This is a genomic window from Neobacillus sp. DHD-1R, from assembly GCF_057747995.1.
The window spans coordinates 2060616-2080251 of sequence record NZ_CM173232.1; the positions used below are offsets into that span (position 1 = coordinate 2060616).

The 19636-nt window shown below is 36.9% G+C and carries 21 protein-coding genes; 19 read left to right on the forward strand and 2 right to left on the reverse strand.

Annotated features, from left to right (window positions below):
• The first annotated feature begins 154 nt into the window (after window positions 1-154).
• The 19 genes from AC3ANL_RS09905 to ssuE all read left to right on the forward strand — a co-directional run bounded on the left by AC3ANL_RS09905 (window position 155) and on the right by ssuE (window position 18812).
• Window positions 155-1288, forward strand: coding sequence for an MGDG synthase family glycosyltransferase (locus tag AC3ANL_RS09905; protein WP_488329043.1), 1134 nt, complete (start codon window positions 155-157; stop codon window positions 1286-1288).
• Between the two features lie 58 nt (window positions 1289-1346).
• A complete protein-coding gene (locus tag AC3ANL_RS09910; RefSeq protein WP_488329044.1) occupies window positions 1347-2759 on the forward strand; it encodes an MFS transporter in 1413 nt (470 codons plus the stop codon).
• A 53-nt stretch (window positions 2760-2812) separates the two neighbouring features.
• Window positions 2813-4753, forward strand: coding sequence for a lipoteichoic acid synthase (ltaS, locus tag AC3ANL_RS09915; RefSeq protein WP_488329045.1), 1941 nt, complete (start codon window positions 2813-2815; stop codon window positions 4751-4753).
• 268 nt (window positions 4754-5021) lie between these two features.
• Window positions 5022-6782, forward strand: a complete 1761-nt coding sequence (gene pabB / locus AC3ANL_RS09920) for an aminodeoxychorismate synthase component I (RefSeq protein WP_488329046.1) — start codon at window positions 5022-5024, stop codon at window positions 6780-6782.
• 84 nt (window positions 6783-6866) lie between these two features.
• On the forward strand, window positions 6867-7868 hold the full coding sequence (locus AC3ANL_RS09925) for a Gfo/Idh/MocA family protein (protein ID WP_488329047.1): 1002 nt from the start codon (window positions 6867-6869) through the stop codon (window positions 7866-7868).
• Between the two features lie 240 nt (window positions 7869-8108).
• Window positions 8109-8315, forward strand: coding sequence for a Fur-regulated basic protein FbpA (locus AC3ANL_RS09930; protein ID WP_488329048.1), 207 nt, complete (start codon window positions 8109-8111; stop codon window positions 8313-8315).
• Window positions 8316-8388: 73 nt separating this feature from the next.
• Window positions 8389-9294 carry a LysR family transcriptional regulator gene (locus AC3ANL_RS09935; RefSeq protein WP_488329049.1) on the forward strand — a complete coding sequence of 302 codons (906 nt, stop codon included), beginning with the start codon at window positions 8389-8391 and terminating at the stop codon, window positions 9292-9294.
• A 178-nt stretch (window positions 9295-9472) separates the two neighbouring features.
• On the forward strand, window positions 9473-9838 hold the full coding sequence (locus AC3ANL_RS09940; RefSeq protein WP_488329050.1) for a hypothetical protein: 366 nt from the start codon (window positions 9473-9475) through the stop codon (window positions 9836-9838).
• Window positions 9839-9895: 57 nt separating this feature from the next.
• Window positions 9896-10927 (forward strand): LLM class flavin-dependent oxidoreductase, encoded by a 1032-nt coding sequence (locus tag AC3ANL_RS09945; protein WP_488329051.1) that lies wholly within the window; start codon window positions 9896-9898, stop codon window positions 10925-10927.
• Window positions 10928-11120: 193 nt separating this feature from the next.
• Window positions 11121-12455 carry an LLM class flavin-dependent oxidoreductase gene (locus AC3ANL_RS09950; protein ID WP_488329052.1) on the forward strand — a complete coding sequence of 445 codons (1335 nt, stop codon included), beginning with the start codon at window positions 11121-11123 and terminating at the stop codon, window positions 12453-12455.
• A gap of 121 nt (window positions 12456-12576) precedes the next feature.
• Entirely contained in the window at window positions 12577-12855 is a 279-nt protein-coding gene (locus tag AC3ANL_RS09955) for a glutaredoxin family protein (RefSeq protein ID WP_488329053.1), read from the forward strand.
• Between the two features lie 47 nt (window positions 12856-12902).
• On the forward strand, window positions 12903-13433 hold the full coding sequence (locus AC3ANL_RS09960; RefSeq protein ID WP_488329054.1) for a GNAT family N-acetyltransferase: 531 nt from the start codon (window positions 12903-12905) through the stop codon (window positions 13431-13433).
• 22 nt (window positions 13434-13455) lie between these two features.
• Window positions 13456-14286 carry a transporter substrate-binding domain-containing protein gene (locus AC3ANL_RS09965; protein WP_488329055.1) on the forward strand — a complete coding sequence of 277 codons (831 nt, stop codon included), beginning with the start codon at window positions 13456-13458 and terminating at the stop codon, window positions 14284-14286.
• A 34-nt stretch (window positions 14287-14320) separates the two neighbouring features.
• Window positions 14321-15028, forward strand: a complete 708-nt coding sequence (locus AC3ANL_RS09970) for an amino acid ABC transporter permease (RefSeq protein ID WP_488329056.1) — start codon at window positions 14321-14323, stop codon at window positions 15026-15028.
• 14 nt (window positions 15029-15042) lie between these two features.
• On the forward strand, window positions 15043-15753 hold the full coding sequence (locus AC3ANL_RS09975) for an amino acid ABC transporter permease (RefSeq protein ID WP_488329057.1): 711 nt from the start codon (window positions 15043-15045) through the stop codon (window positions 15751-15753).
• Window positions 15750-16523, forward strand: a complete 774-nt coding sequence (locus AC3ANL_RS09980) for an amino acid ABC transporter ATP-binding protein (RefSeq protein WP_488329058.1) — start codon at window positions 15750-15752, stop codon at window positions 16521-16523. The genes AC3ANL_RS09975 and AC3ANL_RS09980 overlap by 4 nt, the downstream gene beginning before the upstream one ends.
• Before the next feature lie 25 nt (window positions 16524-16548).
• Window positions 16549-17061 carry a GNAT family N-acetyltransferase gene (locus AC3ANL_RS09985; RefSeq protein ID WP_488329059.1) on the forward strand — a complete coding sequence of 171 codons (513 nt, stop codon included), beginning with the start codon at window positions 16549-16551 and terminating at the stop codon, window positions 17059-17061.
• A 14-nt stretch (window positions 17062-17075) separates the two neighbouring features.
• The gene (locus AC3ANL_RS09990; RefSeq protein ID WP_488329060.1) at window positions 17076-18212 is read left to right on the forward strand and encodes an amidohydrolase; all 1137 of its coding nucleotides are present in this window, start codon (window positions 17076-17078) and stop codon (window positions 18210-18212) included.
• Window positions 18213-18254: 42 nt separating this feature from the next.
• Complete coding sequence (ssuE, locus tag AC3ANL_RS09995; RefSeq protein ID WP_488329061.1) at window positions 18255-18812, forward strand: NADPH-dependent FMN reductase; 558 nt, start codon at window positions 18255-18257, stop codon at window positions 18810-18812.
• Between the two features lie 80 nt (window positions 18813-18892).
• Here the strand turns inward: ssuE and AC3ANL_RS10000 are convergent, their stop codons facing one another.
• Complete coding sequence (locus tag AC3ANL_RS10000; RefSeq protein ID WP_488329062.1) at window positions 18893-19069, reverse strand: hypothetical protein; 177 nt, start codon at window positions 19067-19069, stop codon at window positions 18893-18895.
• A 45-nt stretch (window positions 19070-19114) separates the two neighbouring features.
• Window positions 19115-19627, reverse strand: coding sequence for a DUF3231 family protein (locus AC3ANL_RS10005; protein WP_488329695.1), 513 nt, complete (start codon window positions 19625-19627; stop codon window positions 19115-19117).
• Window positions 19628-19636: the final 9 nt, after the last annotated feature.

Here is a 19636-nt window from a genome sequence, read left to right on the forward strand (position 1 = left end):
TATAGATAGGTATAATACCTTGATTAATGAAAATTACATAAAAAGATTTTAGTAATTTCAATATACTTTAAATTAAGTCCATATGGCTTTTACAGCTGTAATTTATAATCCTTGGAGCAGCCTAGGATATTTATTGGTAAGTGAGGTGCTTTATATGAGTAAAAAAGTATTAATTATTTCTTCGGATAACACAGGTCATGGACATAAAAGTATCACAGAATCTTTGTGTGAAAAGATCGAAAAGAACCCTGACATTAGTGTACATGTAGTGGATGGTTTTTCGCTTGGGGGCCAATTCCTACTGAATATTGGCAAGTCTTACGGTCCTATCACGAGAAAGTCAGAAAATTTATGGGAGAAGGTATTTAATTTTTCGGCAGAAAATCCATCTTTAATCAATAAATTTATAGAAATACTAATAAAAACGAATTTTTTAAAATTACTAAACGAAGTAAAACCTGATTTGATCGTATCTGTCCATCCCAATTTTAATGGGTCCATCTTAAATATTTTAGAAACACAATATATTAAAATACCATTTTTTACACTTATTGCTGATCTTGTGAACATATCCCCACTTTGGGCGGATAAAAGAGCGGATTATATTATCAGCCCAACAATGGAAGCTCAAGAAAAGTGTATAGGATATGGCGTCCCAGCTGAAAATATAAAAGTATTAGGATTTCCGGTACGTGCAAGATTTTTTAGAAATGGCTTGAATAAAAAAGTTAGTTATAATGATGGTGCACCTTTAAATTGCTTAATCATGAGCGGTGGTGAGGGTGTAGGAAATATGAAGAATATTGCTGAAATCTTACTTGATCATTTTGATTGTAAAGTGAATATTGTCGCCGGAAGAAATAGTAAACTAAAAGCAGAGTTAGAGCAATCACTTAAGAGTAAATATGGGGATCATGTTGATATTTTTGGCTTTACAAAAAATATTCAAGATCTCATGTTCGATGCAGATATTGCTTTTACAAGGGGAAGCCCCAATGTCATGTTTGAGGCGTTTTCTTCTAATACACCGATTATTATTACAGGTGCTCTCCCTGGTCAAGAAGAGGACAATCCGAATTTTGCTGAAAAATATAATTTGGGTGTTATTTGTAAAGATAGAACCGAAATTCAATCTATGATTACCCAGTTACTTGAAAATGATGCAGAAAAACTGAATAATATTATCGATTCCCAAAGAAAGTTTATCCAACCTCAAGCGGCACAAGAAATCATTCAGTTCATTTTAGAGGTGGAAAATCGATTTGAATGGAATCTGCAGCTTGCCTAATTGGAATAAATAATTTCGTTTAAAGAATAAATTTCAGGAAAAAGAGGTTTTAATATATTTGAAAAGTACTAATACCAAAATGGTATTCACAATATCGGTATTTATTACACTTGCTGCATTCGATAATATTATTGTTGGATTATTTCCGCCACTATTTAAATATATCGCACAGGACTTGCATGTGGACATAGCAAAATTGGGTAGTATTTCAGCCGTAAATATTTTAATGACAGCTATTTCATCAGTTTATTGGGGCTATCTCTCAGGAAAATATAAACGAAAAAGACTGATCATGATTGGTACGTTAATTTGGGTCATATCAGCTTTTTTGACATCAATAAGCCAAAGTTATCTGCAACTTTTATTATTTCAAATCGTTACAGGGGTAGGATTAGGGTGTATTGCATCAATTGGGTTTAGTATTTTAACTGATTATATTCCATTTGAAAAACGTGGAATGATTTTGAGCCTTTGGGGCATGGCCCAAGGCTTTGGTGGAATAGCAGGATCTATTTTGGCTTCTTTAACTGCAACTAGCACTAGTTGGAGATTGCCTTTTATATTAGTAGGTATAATCGGTTTTTTTCTGATTATTCTTTATTTTTTTATAGAAGAACCATCCAGAGGTCAATCCGATCCAGAGTTAACAGGTTTAATGGAAAATGGCCAAACGTATCATTATATGATAGAAGCAAAGCAAATTTTACCTATTCTTTTAAAGGGTAGTAATGTATTTCTATTTTTGCAGGCTTTTTTTATGAATATTGCTACGGGCAGCCTCATATGGCTTCCTACATTATTTATTTTGAAAATCCAACAGCAGGGATACAGCTTGGAAACAGCTATGATTGCTTCTGGTTATCTTTATGCAATCTTTCAAATTGGAGGCATGACATCTGTTTACCTCGGCCATCTCGGTGACAAGTTTCAAAAGAAAACCTATAAAGGAAGAGCCTATTTCACATCATTTTTTGTATTTCTAACAATGCCTCTTTACATTTGTATGTTCTTTATTCCAATGGACAAGCTGCTACTGCCAAACGATCATAATGCTTTGAGCATTTTAGTTGGTTTAATTAAGCAATTATTTACAAATCCTTGGATGGCTTTATTATTAATTTTATCTTTTTTTGCTTCTGCATCCCAATCTGCAAACACTCCAAACTGGCTTGCACTTATCACTGATGTGAATTTGCCTGAGCATCGTGGTACAGCTTTTAGTGTGGCAAATCTTTTCAATAGCTTAGGCAGAACGATTGGAAACGTTGGTGTCGGTATCATATTTGGCATAATCGCATTTCGCTACCATGAACCAGCAAGTTATGTGATAACTTTATCGATTCTGCAAATTTTTCTTCTTCCTTCGGCCATATGTTATTTATTAATGGCAAAGAAAAATATGGTGGATATACATAATGTGAAAGAAATACTAAATTTAAGGTCGAAACAAGAAAAAAATCATCAAGTCTAGAAGTTTTTCCTTTAAAAAATGAAAAAAATAATACCAATTGATAGGGGAGCAAAATGATTAATAAACTACAGAAAGGTCAAAGTATATTTAATAGATATCATGGCTTTTTCTTTTTGGCTGTCTTCTTCCTATGGATGAAAACATATTTAGCTCAGTTAACACAGTTTAAATTAGGGATAGAAGGCCCTTTTCAACATTTATTATTATTTCTAAACCCTTTGGGATCTTCCTTACTATTTTTAGGCCTTGCTTTCTTTTTAAAAGGACGAAAGAAGCTTGTATGGTTGATGGCCATTTATTTTCTTTTATCTGTTTTGTTATATAGCAATATTTTATATTACCGCTTCTTTAATGATTATATTACTTTACCGACTTTAACCCAGACACAGAATGTTGGGGAAATAGGTGGCAGCGTAGTTTCATTACTTAAACCATTTGACTTTTTATTTTTTATTGATTTTATTTTGTTGTCGGCATTCCTTGCTTTTCGGTTTGTAAAAATGGAGATTAGGGATATGAATCACCATAAGGTGGCTGCGTTTTTCTCACTTTCACTGGCAATTTCGTGTGCAAATTTAGGTTTAGCAGAAATAAATCGACCCGAGTTATTAACGAGAGGATTTGACCGGAATTATATTGTGAAATATCTGGGCTTGTACAATTACACCCTATATGATGCGGTTCAAAGTGTAAAAGCATCGGCCCAAAGGGTTATGGCAGATAGCAACGACATTACAGAGGTCTATAATTATACAAAATCTAATTATGCTGAACCCAATCCAACTTACTTTGGTGTGGGTAAGGGAATGAATGTCATTTATTACCACTTGGAGTCTTTCCAAAATTTCCTTATTCATTACAAGTTAAGGGGGGAAGAAGTGACACCTTTTTTAAACTCATTGACAGAGGATAAAAATACCGTTTATTTTGATAATTTCTTTCACCAAACGGCTCATGGTAAAACATCAGATGCTGAATTTATATTAGAAAATTCATTATATGGATTACCACAAGGCTCTGCTTTTATGATGAAAAGTTTAAACACCTATCAAGCTGCACCTTCCATTTTAGGACAACAGGGGTATACGTCTGCTGTCTTTCATGGAAATGCCGGGAGTTTTTGGAATCGCGAGGAAATTTATAAATCGTTTGGCTATGATAAGTTTTTTGATTCAAGCTACTATAATATGGATACTGAGGATTTAACGGAATACGGGCTAATGGATAAGCCATTTTTAAAGGAATCGCTTCCTTTATTGGAATCATTACCTCAGCCATTTTATAGCAAATTTATTACGTTAACGAATCATTTTCCATTTCCGATTGCTAAAAAGGATGCTTCGATTGCACCAGCTGCCACGGGTAACGCATATGTCGATTCATACTTTCAGACTGCCCGTTATGCAGACGAAGCTTTAGAGCAGTTTTTCACTTCATTAAAGAAGGCTGGGCTATATGAGAATACTATTGTTATTTTGTACGGTGATCATTATGGGATTCCAAAAGATAATAATAAGGAAATGGAGCAAGTTCTGGGGAAACCAATTACACCTTTTGACAGCACTGGATTGCAGCGAGTCCCTTTAATCCTTCATGTTCCAGGAATAGAAGGCGGGGTTAATCATGAATATGGCGGACAAATTGATGTTCTCCCAACTCTTCTTCACTTATTGGGAATAGATACCAAGAAGTATGTTTTATTTGGAACCGACCTGTTATCTAAACAGCATGATGACCTAGTCCCTTTCCGAAATGGAGACTTTGTAAGTTCTACAATCACATCGATTGAAGGAAAATTCTATGATTCTACGACAGGTATGGAATTAGCAAATAATAAACTAACAGAGGCGAAGAAAGATCAGGAAATCGTCCAACAAAAACTATCGCTATCCGATAAAGTAGTAAATGGAGATTTATTACAGTTTTACACACCGAAAGGTTTTGTCCCGGTGGATCGATCAAAATATCATTATTACAAAAACCTCGCAAATTGAATCAACAAATGATCCTGCTTGTCATTTTAAAGATAGTATTAATGGATAAATTTCTTGAATTTTAGACCGCACAAAAAAATTTTTGTGCGGTTTTTTTTCATTAGAAATCTACCATGATATGTTATAGTAATGGAAGAATTTATTTTTATTTATGTCAAATCATTTTGGGGAGGTCATAGGGAAGATTAAGAAAATTTTCCTTAAATGCTTGATACTTTGCCCCACTAACGCCTTGGGAAAACAGAATATTTAAAAAAGGGATAAAGCCATGCTAGAAAAAAACTACATTGAACAAAAACCGCTATTAGTGTTTGAATTTGCTTCTGAAAAGGGTGAAATCGAGCCGGTTGTGTTTTCAAAGCCCTATAAAGTAATAGAAGCCCATACAATCGATGAGGTATTACCATGTTTTCAACTTGTACAGGAAGCAGTAAATGAAGGATATTATGCAGCTGGATTTTTATCCTATGAAAGTGCAGCCGCATTTGATGAAGCTTTTATGACAAAGAGTGGAACAACAATGCCGCTATTATGGTTTGGTCTATTTACGGAGCCCGAATATCGAACAATAAATTGTAAGAGTTCCTATTCGCTTACGGAATGGACACCATCTGTTAGTTTAGAAGAATATAATCAATGCATTCAATCCATTAAGAAGGCGATTGAAAAAGGCAATACATATCAGACAAATTATACCATTCGACTGAACAGTTTTTTTCAAGGTGATGATTTTGCTTTTTTTGAGACGTTAAAAAAAGCACAGTCATCCAATTATTGCGCGTATATCAATACGGGCGAACATAGCATTTTGTCTGCCTCACCTGAATTGTTTTTCCATTTGGAGGGTGGAAAGATTACCACCCGGCCGATGAAAGGGACGACCAAAAGAGGAAAATCCTTTGAAGAAGATGAAGCAAATGCCCGCTGGCTTTATCATTCTGAGAAGAACAGGGCTGAAAATGTCATGATTGTGGATATGCTGCGAAATGACTTATCTCTTATCGCGGACCTTGGTTCGGTTACTGTTCCAAAGTTATATGAAATTGAGCAATATCCAACAGTCTATCAAATGACTTCAACCATTACCGCTAAAATTTCCGAAAAAACGAGGGTTATTGATATTTTTAAAGCCCTCTTTCCATGTGCATCAATTACTGGTGCACCAAAGGTCAGCACGATGAAAGTCATTGCAGAGTTGGAAGAAAAGCCGCGTGAGGTATATTGCGGGGCAATCGGATATATAACACCAAACAAAGAAGCAATCTTCAATGTACCAATTAGAACGGTCATCATTGATCAGCAATCTGGTCAAGCAACCTATGGTGTTGGGGGAGGGATTACCTGGGATTCTACCACTGAAGGCGAATATGATGAAATTCTTGCAAAAGCCAGACTGCTTGAGGAAGACAGACCAGAGTTCGAACTGCTTGAAAGCATTCTTTTAACCGAGGGAGAATATTTCTTGTTAGAAGAACATCTTAACCGTCTAGAAAAATCAGCAAAATACTTTGGTTATCCATTTCCTATGGAAAAACTCCAAAATGAATTAAACACTTTCGCTAGACAACGTAAAAGTGGGGAGTTTAAGGTGCGCTTACTGCTAAAAAAAGCTGGAGCACTGATACTAGAGGCACAACCTTTAATTCCAGCGGCTACTTCTTTAAAGGTGTTGCTTGCCGACCAACCAATTGATCAGGACAATCCGTTCCTTTACCATAAAACAACAAATCGTTCTATTTATTCCTATTTTCAAATGAAAAAGCCGTCAGATATTTTTGATGTATTACTTTGGAATAAACATGATGAGATTACCGAGTTTACAAATGGAAACATTATCTTGGAAATAGAGGGTCAATTGTGGACACCGCCAGTTAAAAGCGGCTTGCTTGCGGGTACATTCCGAGAGGTATTAATTAGTCAGGGGGAAATACGTGAGAAACGATTAACGATTACTGACTTACGAACCTGCTCGAAGATATGGTTTATCAACAGTGTACGAAAATGGATCGAAGTACGATTGACGAATTAGCAATTATTATTGTAAAAATTCACCTGTTAAATTTAATTCAAGTAGTGTGTGAAGAAAACAACGTATTAAAAGGGGGAAACGATTATGATTAAGAAATTTGATAAAATTCGCTGGGGTATCATTGGTTGTGGTGATGTGACGGAAGTAAAGAGTGGACCAGCATTCCAAAAAATTGAAAACTCAGAGTTGGTTGCGGTAATGAGAAGAACAGGAGAATTGGCGAAAGACTACGCAGAACGGCATCATGTTCCAAAATGGTACGATGATGCGGATGCTCTTATTAACGACCCTGATGTCGATGCTGTCTACATTGCGACACCGCCAGGATCGCATAAAGAATATACCATTAAAGCAGCCAAGGCTGGAAAACCGATCTATGTAGAAAAGCCAATGGCAAGGAATATGAAAGAGTGCCAAGAAATGATTGCTGTCTGTGAGGAAGCCGGGGTTCCTTTATTCGTAGCCTATTATCGAAGGGCGCAACCGAGGTTTCTAAAAATAAAAGAGTTATTGGAAAATAAAGCAATCGGTGACATACGTTTCGTATCAACAACACAGTATCAAATGGTTTCAGAGGATGTGAAGGATTCACAAAACCTTCCTTGGCGTGTTCAACCACAGCTAGCTGGCGGGGGATTGTTTTTTGATTTAGCCAGCCATACGCTTGACATCTTAGACTTTTTACTAGGACCAATCAAGTCGGTTCAAGGCTTTGCTTCAAATCAAGCTGGCTATTACCCTGCAGAGGATATCGTTACAGGTACATATCTATTTGAATCTGGAATTCACGGAGTAGGTAATTGGTGCTTTTCTGCATTTGAGAATGTCGATGTAAATGAAATTGTCGGCAGTAAAGGAAAAATAACCTTCTCTACATTTGGAAATGACCCTATTGTTATGACGTCTGCAAATGGACTAGAGGAATGGAGTTTTGATCCGCCACAGCATGTTCATCAACCCCTTATAGAAACCGTAGTTGCTGAATTAACAGGAGCTGGCGGGCAGTGTCCTAGCAACGGTAGGACAGGTGCGAGGACCAACTGGGTCATGGGTGAAATGGTAAAAAGTTATTACCATTCCGTATAATGGTAAAAAACAATTGACACGGATTCATATCCAATATATAGTTTAAGCAATAGTTTTAATACCGAGTAAACAAATGGGGAAAATAAGAAAACGTTATGATAGCCTGTTGGTCAACCAATGGCTCCTTCAAACCATTACGTATAGAAATATACGTAATGGTTTAAAGGAGCCTTTTTCATTACCTGTACCTACCTAAACAGGTTACTTTATGTAATGACAATTCGTAAAGGAGTGTTGAAAATGGGTAAACTTCTCCGGCAAGCTGTTGAAAATAGACGGAAGGAATTAATTCACCAACTAATTGCTTTTGGTGTATACAAAAAAGAGGAAAAACACCTTTTTGAGTTATCTCTTAACGATTTAGAAAGTGAATTCAGGAATTTTAAAGAAGATCACCATCCGCATAGCGAAATGAAATCAATTCATTGGTTTAATAAAAAATGCTAATATTTTGTGCATAAAAGAAGACTTTAGGACTTTTTTTAGAAGCTTTATTAAATGACGAAAAGGGGCAGGAAACATGAATATTGATCATCTGGAAGCTTTTATGTATGTCGTCCATTTGGAGAGTATCCATAAAGCGTCTGAAGCACTTTTTTTATCTCAGCCAACGGTTACAGCGAGAATTAAAACGTTAGAACGTGATTTAGGCATTGAATTATTTTTACGGAAAGGGAGAAGTTTGACCTTAACCGAGGACGGAAAATTATTTATTCCTTATGCAGAACAAATTATTCGTACGTATCAGCAAGGGAAAAAACTATTAAAAAAAGATCAAAATCCTGAGGAAGTTGTTATCGGTGCGAACATAATTACATCACAATACTTTATTCCGTTTGCCCTTCATTTCTTGAAAAAAGGAAATTCTCATCTTCGTTTCAAATTTGTATCCGCACCAAATGACATATTGCTCGATAAACTTCTTCATAAACAGGTGGATATCGCCCTTATGAAGGATGTCACTCATCGTGGAATTCAAAAGCATGAACTCCTTAATAATTCTGTCCGATTAGTTGTTTATCCCGGTCATTCATTTCAATTTCAAGAGAATGTAACAGTGCAGCAACTAGCCATTGAGCCAATGGTATTTTTTGAATGCGGTGCTTTTGACTGGAATCGGGTCCATAAACTATTTGAAGTGGCCAATCTAGAGCCGCGAATAGAATTCTTAGTTGACCACTTGGAGGTAGCAAAATCTATTATTCTAAGCAAAAACGGCATCGGATTTTTGCCTTACCTATGCATAAAGAAAGAACTTGATCGAGGCGAGCTGTTTGAAATCGATGTTTCACATATCATCAATATTAACCAGCATATATTTGCCATCCACTTAAATAAAGGGATTGCCCACCCAGTCCTATGGAAGGACATTCTTCTTTCAGTTAGTGAATTTGAAAAGCCAGCTCATAAAGTTAGCACGTACTGATATTGATTCAAATTTCTGATTGATTGATTAATTTTTTCTATCAGCTAAAGTATTGCCAGTTCAAACTTTTAAGTGTTAGGATTAATCTCAATTAATCAATCTATATTATCCATATAACTAAACTTGGATTTAACTGAATATGAGGTGTCAAAATATTGACAGAAAACGGAGGATGTAAATGATGGAAACCTCAAATTTAATATCTGTTGGGCAAAAACCAAAAACAAAATACAGGAATAGTATTGAAGCAAGCCAATATCTGAATTTACCAGATTTACAGTTTTTCATTTGGTGCAATCATCAATTTGGGGTTAATAGAGGAATTTATAATACGATTGAACAGTGGCTGTTCGAGCAGGGGATTATTAATATTTATAACCGTAGAATCCAACTTTTGGCATTCTTAGATTTTGTCCAAGATGAAGGAGTTGAGAAAAATCAGCATAAATTCATTCGTTTTGGCAATGGCGGTCTCAAAAGAAAACTAGATCAATTTATGAATGACGGTTTTAAAAGTGGAAAAGTCATACCGTTGAAGAAATGATTCGTTTAAGTGTCCTTTAACACATTTTTGTATAAAAATAAAAGGAGGTTACAGTAAATGAGCTATAAGCTAAGTCTGTTAGACCAGAGCCCGATATCTGCAGGAACAACTGCGTTTGAGGCATTACAAAAAACTGTACAACTAGCGCAACAAGCAGAACAATGGGGTTACTCACGTTTTTGGGTATCAGAGCATCATCATTCAGAGCAAGTGGCAGGTTCCTCACCTGAGGTTTTAATATCATACTTGTTGGCTCGAACGAACTCTATTCGAATAGGTTCAGGAGGCGTGATGCTTCAGCATTATAGTCCGTATAAGGTAGCAGAAAACTTTAATGTGTTATCAACGCTTGCTCCAGGAAGAGTAGACCTTGGCATCGGAAAAGCACCGGGCGGGCTGCCTTTGTCAACAAAAGCATTACAATTTGGGAATGTTAATAATGGGAGTGATTTTAAAGAAAGGATCTCTTTATTGCAAAAAATAATTGAAAATTCAGTTGAAGAAAGTCATCCACTTTCTGGAATTCAAGCAACACCCATTCCACCTGAACAGCCCGAAATCTTTTTACTAGGAGCCAGTATAGACAGTGCCAAGCTAGCCGCAAGTCTAGGTATATCATTTGTGTTTGCTAAGTTTATCAATAGTGATAACCATGTGCTAGAAGAAGCGGCAAACATCTATCGACAAGGTTTCCCAGATGGTGGATTCATCATTTCATTAGCTGTAATTGCGGCACCATCTCAAGAGGAAGCAAAACAGCTGGCAGGTGAACGGAAAATTGTTAAGGTTCACCTTCAAAGCGGCCGTAAATTGACTCTGCAATCGGTTGAGCAAGCTGAGGTGTTTGGTAAACAGGCAGGTGAGCCTTATGAAATCACAGAACAAGAAGCAGATATCATTGCGGGAACCCCAATTCAAGTAAATGAGTTGTTAGAGCAGCTTCACAAAACTTATCAGGTGGATGAATTTATTTTACATACACCGATTGAAAATGACGCAGAAAGATTGCGATCCTTTAAATTGTTGAGCCCACTGCACACATCTGACGAGGATATTAATACAACACGACAACAAAAGACATTGGTCTAGGAAGTCAAATATTCAAGTTCCCTAATAAATTTTTTAAATGAATCTAAAAAATTTATCTATCAGTTAAAGAATAGAAATCCCATTCATTAAGTGATAGGATAAAGCATAACAACCACTATTCCGATTAATCTCATTAATTAACTTGGGTATAAAGGAGAACAAAATTTATTTAATTTATAGAGGAGGAATCTTAGTGTGTAATCGAAAAAAACTGAAATTTGGCGCAATTATTCATGGAGTTGGAGGAAATATAGCTGGATGGAGGCATCCAGACATTCAAGCAGATGCAAGTGTTAGCTTAGAATTTTATACAAATCAGGCTAAGAAGGCGGAAGAAGGAAAATTCGACTTAGTCTTTATCGCGGATGGCTTGCATATTAACGAGAAATCGATTCCACATTTTTTAAATCGTTTTGAGCCAATTACGATTTTATCCGCACTAGCCACCGTCACATCAAGGATTGGGCTGGTTGGAACATTATCGACTTCCTATAGCGAACCGTTTAATGTTGCGCGGCAATTTGCTTCACTTGATCAGATTAGTCATGGTCGCGCCGGCTGGAATGTTGTGACCTCACCATTAGAGAAATCTGCCTTAAACTTTAGCAAAACAATTGAGGAACATCCCGATCATGCAAAGAGATACAGGATTGCTGCTGAATACCTGCAGGTAGCAAAGGGATTATGGGACTCATGGGAAGATGACGCATTTATACGTGATAAAGATTCAGGGGTATTCTTTGATCCAGAGAAATTACATCCATTAAATCATAGAGGAGATTTTTTCTCTGTGAAAGGTCCCTTGAATATTGGAAGATCTAAGCAAGGACGACCTGTTATATTTCAAGCTGGTTCCTCGGAAGCAGGTAAAGATCTAGCTGCTAAGGAAGCGGATGCCATTTTTACAGGCCATCCAACATTAAAAGCTGCCCAGGAATTTTATCAAGATGTTAAAAATAGGGTAAAGGCCTTCGGCAGGAAACCCGATGAACTTGTCATACTGCCAGGGATTTCACCTATTATTGGTAAAACAGAAGAGGAAGCAGAAAGAAAATATCAAGAAATTGCTAACCTAGTATCGATAGATAAAGCGCTGGATTACCTAGGGCGATATTTCGAACATCATGATTTCTCGCAGTATCCGCTTGATGAACCGTTTCCTGAATTGGGTGACTTAGGGAAAAACAGTTTCCAAAGTCATACGAATCGTATAAAAAAGCAAGCAAAAGAACAAAATTTAACACTTCGTCAAGTTGCATTAAAAGAGACTACACCGAAGCCCAACTTCATTGGAACTCCCGAAACAGTCGCTGATCTGATACAGGAATGGTTTGAAGGAAAGGGTGCTGATGGGTTTATTATAGGTTCTGGTGTTCCTAATGGATTAAATGATTTTGTAGACTATGTGGTGCCAATTTTGCAAAAAAGAGGGCTGTATAGGACGGAATACGAGGCTGATACATTACGAGGTAACCTGGGGATATCGTTTCCAGTAAATCGTCATTCGAAAGAAGCTGTAAACCGTTGAAACTAGTAAATGAATATTCGCTGTTGTGCCGACTAGGCGACTAGAGGCTCTCGATTTTAAGATATTTTGATCTTGAATGGAGAGCCTTTTTTGTTAAAAAAAACCAAGGAGGAAAGTAAGGATGGGAAAAGAATTATCTGTGGTGGTTTGGGCTAAAGAAGGTTGTCATTATTGTGGAGAGGTGAAACATTATTTACAAGAAAATGAGATTGAATACAAAATAGTCGATGTCACTAATCATGATGAATTTCGAGAAATATTAAATACCAAGTATGGTATCCGCCATGTACCTGTCGTTGAAATTGGCCATGGTGAAGTGTATGAGGCGGTAACACAAGTAGGAATTGAACATCTTGAGCAAGTGCTTGATAAATTTAAAAAGAATAAAATTTTAGGATAAATCCGACTAATTAAATGAGTTTAATAGGCTAAACGAGGAGGGTAATTATGACACAACATATCCGCTTAGCATTAGTAGATGATGCTCCAACAGTGCTCGATTTGACTCTTAGAGCTTACGAACCGATTCGTGAATTGAATATTAAATTCACAGCTGCAACAGCTGACCTGGAGCTTGTTACCAATAATATTCAGCGAAATGCCACTTACGTTTTGGAACAAGATGGCAGCATTATTGCTACTGTTACGGTACGTTACCCATGGGCTGATCCAAATCATTTCAGTCCGTACCCCTTTATTTGGTGGTTTGCGGTCGATCCAGCATACAAGCAGAAAGGCATTGGCTCAACATTGTTAACATGGTTAGAAGAAAAAGTTCTTCGGGATCAAGTCAAAGCACCTGCCGTATATTTAGCAACAGCTGAACGTCATCCATGGCTCGTTTCTATTTACGAAAGAAGAGGTTATAAGATCTTTGATAAAAAGGAAAATAATAAGGAAAAAATTGTTTATCTTCGAAAAATCTTGAATGAATCATTATATCACATAATAGAAAATCAAATACCGATAGCTAGGTAAATAAAGGATGGGTGGATATTTAATGAAGAAAAGATTAATAATTGTTATGACGTTACTACTTGCTTTAGTGGTTAGTGCTTGCTCTTCTCAAGAAACGAAAACAGCTTCAAAGACAACCTCAGACCCTGCTAAAAAAGAACCAAAAGTCCAAAAAATAATAGTCGGAACAGGGACACAATTTCCAAATGTTTGCTTTATTGATAAGGATGGAAAGTTAACTGGATATGATGTGGAATTAGTAAGGAAAATTGATGAAAAGTTGCCAGACTATGAATTTGAGTTTAAAACAATGGAGTTCTCGAATCTGTTATTAAGTCTAGAAACAAATAAAATTGATTTTATCGCCCACCAAATGGAGGTCAATGAAGAGCGGCAAAAGAAGTTTCTCTTTAATGAAGAACCATATAATGTCTTTCCGCTTCACGTAACTGTCAATAAAAATAACAATGATATTCATTCTATTAAAGATCTAAAAGGGAAAAAGGCAATCGTAGGTGCGACTAGTAATTCCGCTGTTTTCCTAGATAAGTATAACAAAGAAAATAATGCCGGAATTGAAATTGTTTATGCAGGTAATGGACCTGATTCGACGATTAATCAACTAAAAACAGGTCGTGCCGATGCTACCATTACGACGCCGTTTTCTGTCGATTTTAATAATGACGCAGTAGATGCGCAGCAAAAAGTGGTCGGTGAGCCGCTGCTAAATTCTAAAGTTTATTTCCTGCTTAGAAAAGATGAAACACCATTACAAAAGAGAATTGACGAAGCACTTGTGGAATTGAAAAAAGAAGGTGTAGTGAGTGAGTTAAGTAAAAAATGGTTAGGCGCTGACTATACCGTTAACTTTTAACAAGTGGATTCTATATTAGGAGGTTCTAAGTAAAATGGGGAGTGCCTTTGATTTAAAGTTAATAATCGAGTTTATTCCCACACTGATTCAATATCTCGGGGTAACTCTACAAATATTAACAGCATCTATTATTCTAGGAATAATTCTCGGTATAGCAGCCGCTATACCGAGATTATTTAAAATACCTATATTAAATCAATTGGTCATTTTATATGTTTCTTTTATTAGAGGGACACCAATATTAATCCAATTATTCCTTGTTTTTTATGGCTTGCCAGCCGTACTCATGATTTTTAATATTGATATTTCGAAGTTGGATGCCATTTATTTTGTCATTGTTACTTATGCCATTAGTAATGGCGCTGGTTTTGCTGAAATTTTCCGAGGAGCCATTCGGGCAGTCGATTATGGACAAACGGAAGCAGCTTATTCAATAGGAATGACCGGGAGCCAAAACTTTTTTCGAATCGTCCTGCCCCAAGCACTGAGGATTGCTTTTCCAAATATGGCTAATTCGGTCATTGGATCATTAAAGGATACTTCGCTCGCTTTTACCATCGGTGTGATGGACATGATGGGAAGAGGGGATACGCTCATTTCTGCAACCGCACATGCACTAGAAGTGTATATATCTCTTTCGATTATTTATTATGTTGTGGTCCTATTATTTGAAAAAATATTTAGTAAACTAGAAAAATACTACAATCGTTATCAAAAAGCGGATCTATCTGTTGCTGCATAATAGGAGGAGTGAACATGACGATTGATATTCCCTTTATCTGGGTAGCGTTTAAAGAAATTATTAAGGCCCTTCCGATTACTCTCATCCTAACGATTGTTCCCTTATTGGGCGGCTTTTTAATAGGCATTATTGTTGCTCTTGTTCGAGTTTATCGAGTGAAATTGCTCTATCGTGTTGCCAATGGTTATGTATCATTTTTTAGAGGAACTCCTATTATTATGCATATTTTTGTGATTTATTTTGGATTTCCCTTATTAATTGATGAAATTTCAACAAAGTTCAATTTAGGGATTCAGACCAATTCTATTCCGATTATTTCTTTTGTGTTAATCGCCTTGTCATTGGCGGCAGGTGCCTATTTATCAGAAATTATTCGATCTGGTATTATCAGTGTTTCTAATGGACAAATGGAAGCGGCTTATTCAGTGGGGATGACGAAGATGCAAGCGATGGTTAGAATCATTCTACCACAGGCTTTAGCTCAGTCCATTCCGAATTTTACAAATATCATTGTCGGTTTTTTACACACATCATCTATTGCTTTTCTTGTATCAGAGAAAGAGGTGACTGGTGCGGCTAATATCGTCGCATCAATCAATTTAAAGTTTCTCGAAGCCTTTATTGCTGCGGGGATAATCTATTGGGGTCTTACCATTATGATAGAAGGTCTCTCATATTTACTTGAAAAAAGGGTAACAGCATATAATCGAGGAGGCGTGTCATGATCTACTTACATGGTATAAAAAAGGCATTTAACAAACAGCCTGTTTTAAAAGGAATTAACTTAAAAATAGAAAAAGGAGAAGTGGTAACGATTCTTGGTCCAAGTGGATCAGGTAAAACGACTTTATTGAGATGTCTGAATTTTTTAGAAACACCTGATGCAGGCATTGTGAAAATTGGAGATATACAGATCAATTCAGAAAAGGCGAAGAAAAAAGAAATGTTGTCATTAAGAAAACAATCTGCCATGGTTTTTCAACATTATAATTTATTTGCCCATAAAACTGTGCTGGAAAATGTGATGGAAGGATTAATCGTTGCGAAGAAAGTGAAGAAAAAAGAAGCTAGAATCCAAAGTGAACAGGTGCTTAGAAAAGTGGGACTTAGTGATAAATTACATCATTATCCATCGCAGCTATCCGGCGGGCAACAGCAAAGGGTAGGAATAGCAAGGGCACTCGCTCTAAATCCACAAGTCATTCTCTTTGATGAGCCTACATCGGCCTTGGACCCTGAATTAGTTGGGGATGTGCTCTCAGTAATTAGAGATATTGCACTAGAAGGTATAACGATGGTGATTGTTACTCATGAAATGAGTTTTGCTAGAGAAATCGCTGATCGCGTATTGTTCATGGATGAAGGAGTCATTGTTGAGGAAGGCACAGCTTTGGAAATTTTTAATGCTCCAAAAGAAGAACGAACCCGGCGATTTTTACAACGAATATCGGGTGAATCATTCTTCCCCAACTTAAAGAACAGGTTAATTAACTAAAATTCTTGAGAAGAGGGTGTTGGTAATGGTAACAAAGCAAATCATCATAAAAGAATTAGCCGAGGAAGAAAAAGAAACGGTTAGACATTTATTAGTGGAAAGCTATCAGCAATATGCGAAAGACTATACAAACCTACATCATTGGGAGGAGTACTTAGCAAATATCAAAGCATCGGTTGATAATCCAAATGTGAAAAAGATCTTGATCGCAAAAAGTAATGACCAAATTCTTGGTACATTACAGTTATTTGAGTCATCGGAAAAGGCCTATCAAAGACCAGAACTACAAATCTTTTCACCAATTATTCGCTTATTAGCAGTTCACCCCCAGGCAAGAGGAAAAGGCGTAGCCCAAGAATTATTAAAAGCAGGTCTTCATTTTGCCAAGTCACAAGGATCAGATAAATTATATTTGCACACAGGTGATAAAATGCAAAAAGCTATTCGCTTATACGAATGGTTTGGATTTAAGCGTGATCAATCGAAGGAATTTAAGAACAATGATATTTTGGTCAAATGCTATAGATTCGATTTATAAGGAAGGAATTTGTTATGAATCAGGAGGAATTAGCTGCATATTTAATATCGATCCGTCGTCATTTACATCAATGTCCGGAATTATCACTACAAGAATATGAAACAACCAAATCCATTGGAAAATGGCTCCAGGAACTCGACATTCCAATTCGCCCAACTGATTTGAAAACAGGAGTTTTTGCGGACATAAAAGGAGGAAAACCTGGTCCAATCGTGGCAGTGCGAGCAGATATTGATGCACTTCCAATCGAAGAAAAAACAGGACTTCCCTATGCTTCAAAAATAAAGGGAGTTATGCATGCCTGTGGTCATGATTTTCATACAGCAGCTCTAATTGGTGCAGCCCATCTGTTGAAAAAATACCAGCCAGAACTGAATGGAACGGTTCGACTAATCTTCCAACCAGCAGAAGAATCAGGCGGGGGTGCACAGTATGTAATAAAGGATGGGCAATTGGATGGTGTGGAGGCGATAATTGGACTTCATAATAAACCTAATTTACCAGTCGGAACAATTGGTTTAAAGAAAGGGCCAATAATGGCTGCAGTGGACCGTTTTCATCTCGTTCTTTATGGAAAAGGGAGTCATGCAGCACTGCCGCAAAATGGAAAGGATCCGATTGTAGCAGCCGGGCACCTTATTACTACCCTTCAGACAATCGTGAGCCGGAATGTATCACCACTTCAAAGTGCAGTACTAAGTGTAACTAAAATTAATGGCGGCAGCACGTGGAACGTAATTCCAGGTGAGGTCATCCTGGAAGGTACCATTCGCACCTTTGATACGGCTGCTCGGGAGGAAGTAAAAGCAAAGTTCTATACCATTGCTGAAGCGATTGCCACAGCTTTTTCACAAGAAGTCGAGATTGGCTGGTTTCCAGGTCCACCACCCCTTATTAATGATAAGTCAATCACGGAACTTGCTGAGAAAGCAGCGAAACAGCAATCCTTGAAAGTTGTCAATCCAGAACCATCAATGGCTGGTGAAGATTTTTCTTATTATCTTCAACAAGTACCAGGGACATTTGCCTTTTTTGGTACAAACGGGAATGAGGACTGGCACCATCCTGCCTTTACACTTGATGAGTCAGCACTTATTAAAGCAGCTTATTTTTTATATGAAAGTGCTAAAGAATTATTAGTGCCTCAATAGGCAAGTTAACATTAAGTTTACCTAAGAAAGGAAGTAGCAAAGATGAGTAAAGTAACCATTATTTCGGGCAGTCCATCCGAACAAACGAGATTAAATGGGGTATTAGAAGAAGTTATTAAGTACTTTCAAGGCCTTGAAAGTACTCCTGAAATCATTAATGTCCGCCAACTTCCAGCAGAAGATTTAATTCAGGCGAAGTTTGAAAGTGAAGAAATCCGGAAAGCGAATAAAAAAGTAGAAGATTCAAGGATTATTGTCATTCTTACTCCCGTTTATAAAGCATCCTTTTCAGGGGTGTTAAAAACGTACTTGGATCTTCTTCCACAAAACAGCCTTGAGGGAAAAATAATAATACCCATTGCCGTTGGCGGCACTTTTGGGCATTTATTAATGATTGATTATGCACTAAAACCGGTTTTAGCATCTCTTGGAGCAACTCACATTTTAAAAGGAGTTTTTATACAAGATAGTCAAATAAAAAAATTAGGAAATAATCATTATGAATTAGATAGTGATGCAAAGAGTAGATTAATTTATTTATTAGATGTCATAAAAACCTCATTGATTACCGTAAAAAACGTTTTAAGTACCATTCATTAATGAACGTCTATTTAAATGGGCTTAATCTCCCCATAATGAAAAAAAACGCCACAATAAAGGGCGTTTACATGAGAGAGCTGTTATTTTGTACTTTCAGTACTGTCAATACTATTAGTTAGTTGTTCGGCGTTTGGATCAACTGTATTCCCACCATAATCTGGTACTTGACTTGCATGTTCTTGATGGTAGGCAGTTCCCGAACCTTGTGTATTATTTATGGTGTTGCCTTTTTGATTAAGAGAATTTTGAGTGGCCAAAGAATATTGCCTCCTAATTAAAGTTGATTTATTTTACATGAAATATTAGCATTCGTGATTTTTAGTAGGATGCAGTGGTGGTGGAATCAGCCACCCTTTTTCTTTATTTAAGCGAAGTACCTTTCCACCTAGTGCAGCCTTTTGCATATGGAATTGGCCGTACATCATGATCACATCTTCTCTAATTGACATCCCCATCACACTACTGCAGGCAACTAAACCGGCAGCAATATCAGCAGAAAGTGTAGCAGCAATAGCGGGATCTGGAATTCTCGCTCCGATTGGAATATCTTCTAAACAAGCTTCCGGCGGATCAGGCAATGCTGGTGGCAGACCAATGCCATTTTCTTTTAAAATTTCCTCGATTTGTTTCTTTTGCTGTTCACCAATTTCAATTGCTTCTATTAATAATTTTTTTAAATCCTCATCACCTGCATGATTTAACATGGTTTTATAACCAGCAATCATGCTGTTTCCAGCTAATTGCGATGCCCAAATGTCAAAAACTTCACCATAATGTAATGGCTCATCCTTAGGGTTGCCACTTAGAATCCCCACTGTTACCCT

Coding starts and splice junctions, on each gene's coding strand:
- AC3ANL_RS09960 (WP_488329054.1), top strand. CDS start 12,903: ATGACACAACATATCCGCTTAGCATTAGTAGATGATGCTCCAACAGTG.
- pabB (WP_488329046.1), top strand. CDS start 5,022: ATGCTAGAAAAAAACTACATTGAACAAAAACCGCTATTAGTGTTTGAA.
- AC3ANL_RS09970 (WP_488329056.1), top strand. CDS start 14,321: ATGGGGAGTGCCTTTGATTTAAAGTTAATAATCGAGTTTATTCCCACA.
- AC3ANL_RS09940 (WP_488329050.1), top strand. CDS start 9,473: ATGATGGAAACCTCAAATTTAATATCTGTTGGGCAAAAACCAAAAACA.
- AC3ANL_RS09930 (WP_488329048.1), top strand. CDS start 8,109: ATGGGTAAACTTCTCCGGCAAGCTGTTGAAAATAGACGGAAGGAATTA.
- AC3ANL_RS09925 (WP_488329047.1), top strand. CDS start 6,867: ATGATTAAGAAATTTGATAAAATTCGCTGGGGTATCATTGGTTGTGGT.
- AC3ANL_RS09990 (WP_488329060.1), top strand. CDS start 17,076: ATGAATCAGGAGGAATTAGCTGCATATTTAATATCGATCCGTCGTCAT.
- AC3ANL_RS09965 (WP_488329055.1), top strand. CDS start 13,456: ATGAAGAAAAGATTAATAATTGTTATGACGTTACTACTTGCTTTAGTG.
- AC3ANL_RS09935 (WP_488329049.1), top strand. CDS start 8,389: ATGAATATTGATCATCTGGAAGCTTTTATGTATGTCGTCCATTTGGAG.
- ltaS (WP_488329045.1), top strand. CDS start 2,813: ATGATTAATAAACTACAGAAAGGTCAAAGTATATTTAATAGATATCAT.
- AC3ANL_RS09975 (WP_488329057.1), top strand. CDS start 15,043: ATGACGATTGATATTCCCTTTATCTGGGTAGCGTTTAAAGAAATTATT.
- AC3ANL_RS09980 (WP_488329058.1), top strand. CDS start 15,750: ATGATCTACTTACATGGTATAAAAAAGGCATTTAACAAACAGCCTGTT.
- AC3ANL_RS09985 (WP_488329059.1), top strand. CDS start 16,549: ATGGTAACAAAGCAAATCATCATAAAAGAATTAGCCGAGGAAGAAAAA.
- AC3ANL_RS09905 (WP_488329043.1), top strand. CDS start 155: ATGAGTAAAAAAGTATTAATTATTTCTTCGGATAACACAGGTCATGGA.
- AC3ANL_RS09945 (WP_488329051.1), top strand. CDS start 9,896: ATGAGCTATAAGCTAAGTCTGTTAGACCAGAGCCCGATATCTGCAGGA.
- ssuE (WP_488329061.1), top strand. CDS start 18,255: ATGAGTAAAGTAACCATTATTTCGGGCAGTCCATCCGAACAAACGAGA.
- AC3ANL_RS09955 (WP_488329053.1), top strand. CDS start 12,577: ATGGGAAAAGAATTATCTGTGGTGGTTTGGGCTAAAGAAGGTTGTCAT.